We start from the raw sequence: 12,691 nt of genomic DNA, 5'->3' as shown, positions 1-12,691 counted from the left end.
TTACACATTAAATATACACACTCCTTAAATATACACACTCCGCGATTGTTCCAGCAAAATCGAGTAGGAGGATAGCCAATTTAATTTCAAATTGGCTATCCGTCCTCACCACCACCGTACGTACCGGTCTGGTATACGGCGGTTTGTTAGAATAATTTGATTTGATGTTCCGTTTTCCAGTAGTATCGGTTGAAAAAGCCCACATACCCAGTTCGTTGGAGAACGCTGTTGCTTACTGCCATCTTCATAACTTTGTTGTTAGCGATCCGGCAATAACTCGTACTGCTTTTCCCCCACTGGTAGTACTGGCTTTTACTGATCCCGAGTTTTCTTAGGTTTTTCATTCGGGCCTGCGGAGTTTTCCATTGCTTCCAGATACCCATGCGTAGTCTGTGTCGTGCCATGCTGTCCAGATTCCGCATAACTTCTTTAGCCCGGGCAATCAAGAAGTAGTTGACCCATCCCACGATAAAGGCTTCCATCTTCTTGATCTTCTCTGTTACCTTGGTAGGGTCTTTACGGCTCGTGGCTGCCCGTATCTTTTCCTTTATCCGTTTCAGCGACTTGGGTGCAATTCTAATCTCCCATTTGTCCTTCTTGCGATAGAAGGAAAACCCTAACAGCGCGCTTTGTTCCGGACGACTCACTTTTGACTTCTCCCCATTTACCTTTAGCTTCAGCTCCTTCGTTAGATAGGCGCTGATCGTTTCCAGTATCCGGGCAGCGGATTTCTCGCTCCTTACGTAGATGCTTACATCGTCCGCATAACGCACGAAGCTGTGTCCTCTGCTCTTTAGCTCACTGTCTAAGTCATCCAGCACGATATTGGACAATAGTGGGCTCAGGGGAGAGCCTTGCGGCACTCCTTCCGTCCGCGCGCTTATCAGGCCGCCCTCCATGATTCCGCTGTTCAGGAAGCTCCGGATCAACCCTAGCGTTCGCTTGTCGGTTATCCGCTTCGCTAACTTTCCCATTAGTTTGTCATGGTTGACCCGATCAAAGAATTTCTCCAGGTCCAACTCGATGATCCACTCCTTGCCCTCATCCAGGTACTGTTGAGCTTGCAACACGGCTTGATAGGCATTGCGCCCTTCCCTAAATCCGTAACTGTTTGCGGAAAACTCCGACTCGTACTTTGGACTAAGCCATTGATGGATAGCTTGCTGTAACAGTCTGTCAGACACGCAAGGTATCCCCAGCATCCGCTTGCCTCCCCCTCCCGGCTTCGGTATCTCTACCTTGCGAACCGGGTGAGGTCGAAAACTGCCGTCCAAAATACTTCCTTTCCATGCCATCCAGTTGGTTTCCAGCCATAGGCCTAGCTCTCCTGTTTCCATGCCATCGATACCTCCGGCACCCTTGTTGCTTGTTACCTGCTTCAAGGCCTTCTGAATGTTCCGGTAATCGAGTATTTCTTCCAGCATACTAAAAAAAAATTACATCGGCATTGCCCTTGTTCGTCGTATAGCTCGGCTCAACTCCTCCCGCATGGCTGTTGGCTTCCGGCCATCGCTCAATCCGGGAGTTCTCTTACGTGTTTCGGTTGTGATCGCTTCGCTACAGATTTTACAATCGCTCCGCCATTCTAACATTCGGTCCTTCGGCTTGTCTGTGAGACCTCCATCTTTGCCCTTTTTATCGGGGGATGGCTCGTTCCCTGCCTACTATGACCTCGGCTGACTTCTGCTCTAAGTGAAGATTCACCCGCAGATCTCTCAGGGTAAGTATATCCGCTTTCCGCTCATGTGGCCTCTGCATTTACGCCATCGCATTCCGCTCAGCATCGGGCTTCTGTCATTTTTGCAACATCACCCACGCAATGACGCCTTATATGCAGTTTCTGTTCGTAGGCCCGAACGTTTGCCGCCAGCTTCTTTCAGATTCCGCCTCGCGGCGGACACCCTTGCTCTTGGCTAAGGCTCCCTGCTGTGAAGTGCCTTCGGGACTTACACCCTATAGCTGATATACATGCCTGACACACAAAAAACCGGGTGAAGAAGTTCACCCGGCCGCATTATTGTTTCATTTTAATTCCATCCGTTCGTCACTTGCTTCGCCACATTGGGATTGTAGTTCTTTTCTGCATCCGGGATAGGGAATAACACATTTTTGTCCTGGAATGGCTGTTTGCCATCTCCGGGTTCAGCCGCCTTTTCACTATTGATGGTCTGTTTGGCGATGCCCCAGCGGATCAGGTCAAAATACCGGCTTTGTTCTCCACAAAGCTCCAATTGTCTTTCTCTCATGAGGATCGCCATGGCGGCAGCCTGATCGGCGCCCAGGCTGAGATAAGCCGCTGCACCCACGCGCAGCCTGACCCGGTTGATCAATCCCAGAGGGGCGCTGCCGATGTCACCTTGCTGAATATGCGCTTCTGCCAGCATCAGCAGAACGTCGGCAAACCGTATCACCTGTCCGTTGATAGAACTTTGCGGTCCGCCATAGGTAGACACAAGATCATAATATTCGTATTTACGCCAGCTGTAGTCGCCTTGCGGGTCCGCTGCATTAAAAGGATAGGATATTTTTCCGGTGGAGCAATGTTCGCAGTATACGGTGTCGCCTCCGCTGGGCTTGTCCCCATAAAAAGTGGAGTAAGCGCGTGGGTCGATATAGGCTGCTCCGCCGACCGGGTTAGGATAATGAAAGGCATTGACGGCAGTAGTCGTAATATAGGTATTCCACCAGTCTTTGAAACCATATTCCTGCGCCCTGTCCGAATGGGTAGCCTTTCCACCCCAGGTCTCCTGTCCGCCGAAGACGTAGTATTGATTGCCTATGGCCCAATCCGACCAGGATCCATTCATTACCTGGAAGATGTTCTCCACGCTGAACTGGTTGGTCGTACTGAAGAGATGGTCATAGGAAGGGTCCAGATCATATGCATAGGGAGTTTGAGTGAGTTGTTCAAAAGTTGACTGCGCCTGCGCCCATTTCTTTTGATACAGATAAACTTTACCCAGCAATGCTACCGCCGCGCCCCTCGTAGCCCGCCCCAATGCCGTATCATAGGAAAGGGGCAGGTCGGGAATGCCAACCGTCAGGTCGTTCTCGATAGAGGCCCAGATAGTAGCCGCCGGGCTGCGCGGAAAGTATTTGTTGTTCAGGACGCTGTCATAAGAAGTAATAAGGGGGGCTGCACCCCAGAGACTGACGATATTGAAATATGCATAGGACCTGAGGAACCGGGCTTCCGCGATATATTGTCTGGCATGCTGTTGATCCGCAGTGCCGGAAGGATTCCAGGCCTTGGCCCTGTCGATGACCACATTGGCCCGGAAAGCCATGCGGTAAAGAGAATTCCACATCATCCCTATTTCAGACAAATCGGTGCCGAAAGAATATTCGGACAAATTGGCAAAGTCCCCCTGCAGGTTCGTAGTCTTCTTGGCATCATGCCCAAGCATATCAAAAATGAAGTAATAAGATCTTGCCCATAAGCCATTGTGGAGAAGGGTGGCATAAGTGGCAATAACAGCCTGGTTCATGGCGTCATTGCTGGCAAAATAAGTGCTGTAGTCATACGCGCTTTGACTTTTGAGATCCAGTAACGACTTTTTGCAGCTTCCCATGCTCACCATAACAAGGGCAATCCAGGTATATAAAAATATCTTTTTCATATAAATATTTTAATGTGTGGTAATGGTTAAATCAAAAGCCGAGCTGTATGCCGGCCAGCATTGTCCGGGGCTGTGGCAAGGCCCCATCATCGATACCGCGGGTAAACACATAAGGCGGATGTGTATTGGGATTGGGGCCGCTCATGGTACTGAGTTCCGGATCATACCCACTATAATTAGTGAGGGTGAACAGGTTTTGCGCCGCTACATAAATGCGGATACGCTTAAAAGCATGCGTACCGGCAATGCGGGCCACCAGGTCTTTGGGTAAGGAATAGCCGATGGTAATATTCCTTAATCTCAGGTAAGAGCCGTCTTCTGTCCACCAATCCGAAGGGCGGAGATTTCCGGATGAGTTGGCATTTTGTCCTGCCCTTGGGAGTGAAGCCACATCGCCCGGTTTACGCCAGCGGTTGAGGATATCTGTAGTCGCATTATGCCCTATCGCTTCTATGGAAGTGATGGATTTCAACCCATTGACCAGTTTGAGGCCTGCAATACCGGATAAAACGAGGTTCAGATCGAAGTTGCCATAGTTGAGCCCGGCATTAATACCATAGATAAATTTTGGTATCGGGCTGCCCAGGATCACCTGGTCGCTGTCGGTAACAAAACCGCTGCCATTGACATCCTTAAAAATAAAGTCGCCGGGCTGAAGGCCACTCTGGTAGGTACCGCCAGGAGCCTTTGCGTTAAGCGCATCGATTTCCGCCTGGTCCCTGGCCACATGGTCGAGCTTATAGCCAAAAAAGGCGCCGACGGGAGAACCGGGCGCCGTGTACGTTATAGTCGGAGTGCCGTCCTTGATGGGGGCGGTGAACTGACTGCCAAGCGAAACCACCTTGTTCAGATTATAGGAGAAGTTGGCGCTGACGTTGTACGATCCTCCTTTTCCAATTTCCCCCCTGTAACCTATCATGAGCTCGATACCCTTGTTGACGACAGTGGCGGCGTTGGCATACTCTACAGGCTGGCCACCGCTGATGGAAGCTCCTGTACTGCCGGGTACGGGCACCTGTACAAGAAGACCGGAACTTTTACGGTTGTACCAGTCGGCGGTCATATATAATTTATTGTTGAGGAAGGAAAGATCCACGCCGATATCGGTTTGATCGGTGGACTCCCACCTGATGTCGGGATTGGCCAGGGTATTGATGGTGGTGCCGGTGTAAAATCCTTCGTTGGGACCGAGGGAATAGACCAGGTTGCCGCTGGGACTGCCATTAAAGGTCAGGACAGAGGTAATGCCCGTAGTCGGAATGTTATTATTGCCTGTCCTGCCCCATCCTGCACGCAGCTTGCCATCCGACAGAAAAGAAATGCCTTTCATAAAGTTTTCGTCGCTGAAACGCCAGGCCACGCCCACACCGGGGAAATTGCCAAACCGGTTGTTCGGGCCGAAATTGGATGCCCCGTCACTGCGGAAACTGCCGGTGACGATGTATTTGCCGTCATAAGTATAGCTCAGCCGGCCAAAATAGGATATCATGGCACTTTGCGCATAGCCATAACTGGAAGATGTGACGGTCTGCGACGGCGACACGCTGATATTCTGAATATTGTCATTGGGAATATTGGACCCTGTTGCCGTAATGCCCGAACTGTTGCCGGGATCTTTATAGCTGTTGCCGGCGACGGCGGAAACAGCATGTTTGCCGTAGGTCCTGTCGAAAGAAAAATAGTTCTCCAGGATGTAGGAAGAATAGCTGCCATATCCCAACTGTGCCTGACGGGGAGAAGTAAGATAGTTGGCAAGCGTGTAAGGATACTGGTAGGTAGAGAATCTGTTGCCACCGATCTCGCCGGAGATCTGGCTCCGGAAGCGGAGGCCTTTCAGCAGGGAGACTTCCCCGAAACCCTGGGGGAACAGTACATAATCGGTGGTAAGAGGATGTTGCAGATTGAGCGCCTGCAGGGGATTGATGGAATTGCTGAAATCCTCGATATTGGATTCGATGGAATACCCACCCGGTATGTTCGGATCTAAAATAGGTTTATAAGGCGCATAGGCAATGCCATCAGTGATATTGGCCATTTGCCCCTTTGTCCGGGTATACCGTACAGCAAGGCTTTGGCCGAAATGGAAACGCCCGAGGTTTTCATCGAGGGAGAAGCGGGCATTCAGCCGGTTGTTGGTCAGGGACTGAACGATAGACTGTTGGCTGATAAAACCCAGGGAAAGGCTATAGGTAACCTTTTCACTGCCACCGCTGATGTTGACATTATTTTCGGAAACCAGGGCCTGCCGGAATATATTATTTTGCCAGTTGTTACTGTCGACCAGTACCGTGTGGGTATTGAACTTGGCCGGGAGCGTAGTGTTGCTGGTAACAGCGAAATCTTTCAGCAGGTCCACATACTGGGCGGCATTGAGCAGGTGGAGTTGTTTCCAGGCTTTTGCCACGCCCCATTGAGAGGTAATGGATATTTTAGGAGCACCAGACTTACCTTTTTTGGTCGTAATAATGACGACGCCGTTTGCTGCGGACGAACCGTAGATGGCAGTGGAGGATGCATCCTTCAGGATAGTAATATTATCGATATCCTGTGTACTTAGCGTATTGAAGAGGTTCTTATCGCCCTGTATACCGTCGATAACATAGAGGGGGTCCACACTGGTGAAAGATCCTGTGCCGCGTATAATGATCTGCGCGTCGGAGCCCGGTGTCCCGCTGGACTGTAGCACCTGTACGCCTGCTGATTTACCGACCAGTAACTGAGAGGCGTTAGTAGATGTATTAGCGCCGGCATCTTTGGCTGAAATGATGTCCAATGCACCCACAACGTTCTTTTTTCGGGCGGTGCCGTAGCCGATCACCACCACTTCGTCCATTTTGGAATAATCCTTCGCCAGGGCAATGTTTAAAATAGAGCCTTCGCCAACGCGGATATCCTGTCCGCTATAGCCCACAAGAGATACCGATAAGGTCTCGCCGGATCCTATTTGAAGGGAAAAATTGCCGGTGCTGTCGGTAGTCGCTGCACCGCGTCCCTTTCGCAACGTAATGGTCACGCCCTGGAGGGGCTCGCCCGAGGCCTTGTCCCTGACCCTCCCGGAGATCCTCCGATCTCCTCCCTGTGCACAAGCTTCGCCAGCTTGCATAAGCAAGCAGCAGAAAAAGATAGAAGCCCATACCATGAGCCCCCATTTCCCTAACACATTAAACATTCTCATATGAAGCAAATTTTGGTAACTGAAATTCAGCAGTTTTTTGTATTGCATTGCAATCGGTTGTAAAACATCCCGAATTTAGACCGATACCCCTAAAACAGGGGTAGGCTAACTTGCAAATAATGGAGTTGAATTGTTAGCTGTGAGGGTATAATTCTGGTATTTCTGGGGTAAAATTTGTTTACTACCCCTTCCACCGGCAAAATCTCAGGTCAATTTATCCAAGATTTATTTGGGAGAGCATCTTAAAAGCCCCCTCACCCGGGAACGGAAATCCAGACGGGAAAGCCGGTAAGTGCTGAAGACGCTGTCCCCTTCGATTATCTTGATATTTGTATCGATGGGCAGGTTCTGAAATACCTGCGATTTGCCAGTTACAGGCCATCTTATTTCTATTCTTTCAACAGACGTAGCCTGCCCAATGCCTATATGCTGACGCAATGGGTTGGAGCCAAAGCTTCCACCGGAATTTACGTCCCTGAAAACAGACCGCTCAGTATTATTTTCTTTAAAGGTTACCTTTATCCGGGCACCAATGGCCGCTTTGTTTGAAACAGTCCCCTGTAGTAAAAGATTTATCCAATGATTGTTATTTTGACCGGGGTTCAGGTATAAAGCATTTTCATACGCATCACCCGTATATGCGCCCCCCATTTTGATATATATATCTTCATTGCCATCATTGTCAAGATCGGCAAAAGATACGGCATGGCCTTTCTGCAAATTGCCTACATGTGCGGAAGTCGTAACATCCAGAAAGGTTTTACCGTCGATATTCTTAAACAATTTGTTTGGAATAGCCGATCTCAGTTGCGGATTGCCCGTGCCCAGGTAAAAATCAAGGTAGCCGTCATTGTCAATATCACCAAAATTCGCGCCCATGGCAAAAGCAACCCTATTCAATCCAACCTTGGCAGACACATCCTCAAAGGTGCCATCGTGCTTGTTCCGGAATAAAAAAACTTTACCGGAATAGCCTATTGGGGACTTTATCGCTTCAGCCGCGGCATAATAAGAAAGAGATTGGGTAAACTCGTAACCGCAAACGAGGATATCGAGCCAGCCGTCATTATCATAATCCCAAAACCATGTGGGAAAACTGCGGATCAAATTATTGGAAAACCCGGCCGACTCGCTCACATTCTCAAATTTTATAATCCCGTCCTTACCGGATATATTCTTTAATAAGATCTTTTCCCCATTCAGGGTGGATAGGAATATATCCGGCAGGCCGTCATTGTCATAATCCCCCGAGGTAACCCCCTTGACATACTTCGTTATTGCGCAACCGGCCTTTGCTGCGATCTCCGTAAAGGTTCCATTTTTATTATTGATGAACAATTGACAGGGGTGAGCCTCCTCATTAGGGGTGGTTTCGTTGCCAATGAACAAATCCAGCCAGCCGTCGTTGTTGAAGTCTGCCCATGTAGCTGTTTGAGATGGGTGAAAAGAAAGCAGCCCGCTGGCTTTTGTCACATCCGTGAACGTCCCATCGCCATTGTTTCTCAACAAGGAATTGGGGTTCTTTCCGAATCTGCCTTTCCATCCGCCCCTTAATACAAAGATATCTTTGAAGCCATCGTTGTTATAATCTGTTTGCATTATGTTAAGACCGCCATTCAAATAGCCCAGGCCCGATGAATCCGAGACGTCTGTAAACGACCCGTCGGCATTGTTCCTGTAATAGCGCATAGGCTCGGTCAGGGACCAGCTGCTTAATACAATATCAGGATAACCATCGTTATTAAAATCATCCACAATGCTCCCGCCGGCGATGCATTTATAATTCAGGCCTGCATTGGCTGCTACATCTGTGAATGGCTTTACCAGGTGCATGGTATCATCATCCCCTACTTTTAAAAGGAATTGCGGTGGCACTGCCGACGGGTACCCGCCGGTGGTCATGTAGGCTATATTCAACAGCCATCTTGATTCCAGGTCACCGGGATTCTCAGTCAATAATGCTTTGTAGATCTCTATGGCTTTCGCGGAGCCCGTCTTATCCTGGTGAACTCCGCCCCTTGCAATGGGAAAAATGCAGGATTCCGCGGTATGGCCGTGAATACAATTGATCCTTTCACCGAGCCTCAGATATGCAATGGCCATATCCCGCATAATGGATTGTCGTTGCTCCAATTTGCTGGGGGATGTTTTATTAAGGAGGTCTTCAAAAATATCTATCGCTTTTTGTTCCTCGCCTGTTTGCAGCAATGCGCCGGCTTTGTTTCCAAGCGCCTTTATCCGGACGTCCGCGTCGGAGGTATTATTGAGGATGGAATCGGAATACGTTATCATTGCTTCGGGGCAAAAAACATTCTCATGATGACGATCCGATCTATCGGAAACTTCTATAAGATCTATCATCTCCTGGTTTGGATGAGAGTGGCTATCCTTACATGAAACAAAAAGGAGAAAATATCCAAAAAAGGATAGCACAGATATATTCAGCATGCGATGTTGCATATAAATATTTTAAAAATCATTATCATTTATTGATCCTGAAAACCCTCGCACTATCGTCATTGACGGCTGCAACGACGATTCTTCCCCCCCTGGCCAACCGGATAAGCGCCATATCTTTTACATCGCCTTTTAATATGAATCCACTTTTGTCCGGCGGCACGGATGTAAACTCCTTTTTATTGCTGCCACGGAGGAAACAACCAAAGGATGCATCATACCTGCCGGTAATAACGTCTGTTTGAAAATCATTTCCTGCCAGCAGAAGGTCTTTATACCCATCATGATCGATATCCTCGCAAATAATGGCGTTAATTGGCGCGAATTGCGCTCTTCCCGGCAGGGTGTGTTTGACAAATTTCCCATTTCCTATGTTTTCCAACCAACTACTCCTTGTCTCATCACAATAGAAGTTTAAGACATCGGCTTTTGTCTTTCCCTGGAAAATATCCTCAAAGCCTGCCTTTGCATAGTCTTCATAAAGAAGAAATCTCTTTTTTACAGTCGGCACCTGGGCAGCAAGCTGACCTCTGCTAAAGGCTGGATAAGAGCGTTTTTTACCATCCCTATCCTTTATGTAGTAAAAAAGTACCGGGTCTATCCGGCCATTTCCGTCAAGGTCGGTTGCAAATAACTCCATCGGCTCTTTAGCGCCGGCATGATAATCACAATTAAGGCCGAGGTTGCCAGCGACAAAATCTATGTCGCCGTCATTATCGATATCCGTTGCAATAAGGCTTCTCCACATGCCATGCATATTTGTTAAACCGGTGGCGTCCGTCACCTCATGCAGGATACCATGATCATTTTTAAAAAACCTTATTGGCATCCATTCACCGGCAACTACCAGGTCAGCCTGTTTGTCATTATCAAAATCTACCCATACCGCGGATGTGATCATACCAGCTTTTTGCAATGCAGGACAAACTTTGGCGGTGACGTCGGTGAAAACTCCCTTATTGTTCTGCAGAATAAAACTTCGGGGAGATAAGGGGTATTCCCTGGAAACCCTGCCGCCTATAAAAAGATCCAAATCGCCGTCGCCATCGAGATCCGCAGCGGTTACACAGCCTGCGATGGTTCTGACAGCATCCGGTATGGCATTTTGCCTAAGGCTGAAATTACCTTTTCCGTCATTGATATACAATCGTGGTTTATAATAGATCGAGCTATCCTCGTATTGAATGTCCCCACCCGTGACCAGCAGATCGGGATCGCCGTCATTATCGGCATCAAATAAGATGCACCCCATGTCTTCTTCCATTTTAATGCTATCAGTAAGATTTTTCGAGGTGAATAGCCGGTCTTTCCCCTGCATAAAAAATTTGCCTGAAAAATTGAAAGCGCCGCCAATAAAAAAGTCGGTAGCTCCATCATTATTTATATCACCCGTAGCGATAAATGGGCCAAGTTGGGAGTATTTATGCGGCAGTAATCTTTGAAGTGCGAAATCATTAAAAGAATTTTCATGATGTCTGTAAATAAACCCGGAGGAAGAGGTTATATCCGAGAAAAGAGCTGCCGTATCAGGGTGGAAAGCCGGGTTGCCTTTTTTGGCATTTTGCCAGGATAATGTCATGAAAGTATCTGCTGCGATATTCTTTATAACCTGCATGCTGCTATCGGGCCAGATCACCGAGATGGAATCAATATGTGGGTTCCTCCCCAATCCAAAAAGCAATTGCTGGTCTACGGAAGAAAAATAGCCACGCACAGGATTTTCTTCCTGCATCTGCATATTCCCATCACTGTATACGTGAACTTTGGCGCCAAAGCCATGTCTGTTCAGATTTTCCCCATTCAATTTCAGGCTTAAGAAATGAGCCTCCGGAGGTTTGTTCTTTTGTATCGTATTATTGATAAATACAAAAGCTTCTTTATTGATGTTGTTCACAACAAGGTCCAGGTCGCCATCATTATCCAGATCTGCATAAACGGCGCCGTTGGACATGGAAGGTTCGTCAATACCAGCCAGTGCAGAGACATCCGTAAAAGTATAATCCCTTTGGTTAAGAAATAAGTAATTGGGAAGATTGACATGATCAAGCGCTGCCAATCTTTTCCTGATGAGGGATTCCTGTTCGGCCCTGCTTTTATCGCTATTGAATATTTTGCTGCTGAATTCGAGAAAATCGGCATTGATAAAATCCCGGCCGATTCCGTTGGTGATATGAATATCCTTCCATCCGTCGTTGTTAAAATCTGCGACCAGCACACTCCAGCTCCAATCGGTGGCCTGAATGCCGGCCAATTGTCCTATTTCACTAAAATAAGGGACGCTTGTATCGCCGGCATAGACGCAGCCATTATTCAGTTGAAGCATGTTGCGCATGAATTCAGGCTCGTAGCCCATCCCACGCTCGGCCTCGTATCTATCATAGTTCATAAAGGAAAAAGATTCCTTTTTCCTCTTATTGTATTCAGGCAGCATATCCAGGGTTATGATATCCGGCAGACCGTCGTTATTGATATCTGCCGCATCGGCGCCCATGCTGGAGTAGCTCTGGTGTTGGAGGGACCTGGCGATGCAATTGGTAAAAGTGCCGTTGTGATTGTTCAGCCATAGTGCATCATTGGAGAGGAAATCATTGGCTACATAGATGTCGGGCCAACCATCGTTATTGAAGTCGCTCACTGTAACACCCAGACCATAGCCATCTTCTTTTATCCCTGCCTGTAGGGTAACATCCGAAAACACGGGATGGCCTTTTGTCTTCGAATAGCCTTCATTTCTGTACAGCCTGTCATTGGCGGGAGACCTTCCGCTCCTATCCCTGGGGGTAATGCTATTGGTATTGGTGCCTAATAAGTAATTGACAAGATACATGTCTAGATCTCCATCCTTGTCGTAATCCAAAAAGACCGCCTGGGTCGAATAACCTGAAAAGGCGAGACCGTATTCTTCTGCTTCTTCTTTAAAGGTGAGGTCATGCTGGTTGATAAATAATAGATTTTTTGCCGGGTGGGCCAGGTCCTTTCCCAGCACACAAACATAAATGTCGTCGTAACCGTCATTATTGATGTCGACGATGCTGACGCCCGTTGCCCATACATTCGTTGTTATACCCGCCTTTTCAGATATGTCTTCAAAATGATTATTTCCTTTGTTGATATAGAGACGGCAGCTGACCTGGTTGGCGGAAAAGAAAATGTCTTTCAGGCCATCATTATTAAAATCACCGATGCCAACGCCTCCACCCATGTAGCCGAACTCGTTGATGAAGGAGCTGGAAGAATCTCCGTCATTTACATCATTACGGAAATGTATACCGGATTCCTCTGGCTTTAACTGTGTAAATAATGTGTTTTTTTGTTTATGAACACAGGCAGCCAAGCAAACGGCAACAATACATGGAATAAATAGATCACTAAAAGAAAACCTTCCTTTCATAGTTTAAACAAAATAAAGAAAAAGAGGCTAACAGGTAGCCTCTTTTCC

Annotated in this window: 5 protein-coding genes; all 5 read right to left on the bottom strand. The window is 47.8% G+C overall.

Going from position 1 to position 12,691, the window contains the following annotated elements:
- Positions 1–146: 146 nt before the first annotated feature.
- On the bottom strand, positions 147–1,424 hold the full coding sequence (gene ltrA, locus ACX0G9_RS02000; protein ID WP_459063168.1) for a group II intron reverse transcriptase/maturase: 1,278 nt from the start codon (positions 1,422–1,424) through the stop codon (positions 147–149).
- A gap of 603 nt (positions 1,425–2,027) precedes the next feature.
- Positions 2,028–3,620 (bottom strand): RagB/SusD family nutrient uptake outer membrane protein, encoded by a 1,593-nt coding sequence (locus ACX0G9_RS01995; RefSeq protein ID WP_459063167.1) that lies wholly within the window; start codon positions 3,618–3,620, stop codon positions 2,028–2,030.
- A gap of 31 nt (positions 3,621–3,651) precedes the next feature.
- Complete coding sequence (locus ACX0G9_RS01990; RefSeq protein WP_459063166.1) at positions 3,652–6,795, bottom strand: SusC/RagA family TonB-linked outer membrane protein; 3,144 nt, start codon at positions 6,793–6,795, stop codon at positions 3,652–3,654.
- A gap of 225 nt (positions 6,796–7,020) precedes the next feature.
- Positions 7,021–9,255, bottom strand: a complete 2,235-nt coding sequence (locus ACX0G9_RS01985) for an FG-GAP-like repeat-containing protein (RefSeq protein ID WP_459063165.1) — start codon at positions 9,253–9,255, stop codon at positions 7,021–7,023.
- A 22-nt stretch (positions 9,256–9,277) separates the two neighbouring features.
- Positions 9,278–12,643 carry a VCBS repeat-containing protein gene (locus ACX0G9_RS01980; RefSeq protein WP_459063164.1) on the bottom strand — a complete coding sequence of 1,122 codons (3,366 nt, stop codon included), beginning with the start codon at positions 12,641–12,643 and terminating at the stop codon, positions 9,278–9,280.
- Between the last annotated feature and the right edge of the window lie 48 nt (positions 12,644–12,691).

The organism is Flavitalea flava (genome assembly GCF_054461575.1).
The sequence above is the reverse complement of the archived record's forward strand: the minus strand, read 5'-3'. Positions and strand labels throughout refer to the sequence as shown.

Bases quoted from the DNA above. Each gene is read 5' to 3' on its own strand.
- ACX0G9_RS01990 (WP_459063166.1), bottom strand. From the start codon at position 6,795: ATGAGAATGTTTAATGTGTTAGGGAAATGGGGGCTCATGGTATGGGCT.
- ACX0G9_RS01980 (WP_459063164.1), bottom strand. From the start codon at position 12,643: ATGAAAGGAAGGTTTTCTTTTAGTGATCTATTTATTCCATGTATTGTT.
- ltrA (WP_459063168.1), bottom strand. From the start codon at position 1,424: ATGCTGGAAGAAATACTCGATTACCGGAACATTCAGAAGGCCTTGAAG.
- ACX0G9_RS01985 (WP_459063165.1), bottom strand. From the start codon at position 9,255: ATGCAACATCGCATGCTGAATATATCTGTGCTATCCTTTTTTGGATAT.
- ACX0G9_RS01995 (WP_459063167.1), bottom strand. From the start codon at position 3,620: ATGAAAAAGATATTTTTATATACCTGGATTGCCCTTGTTATGGTGAGC.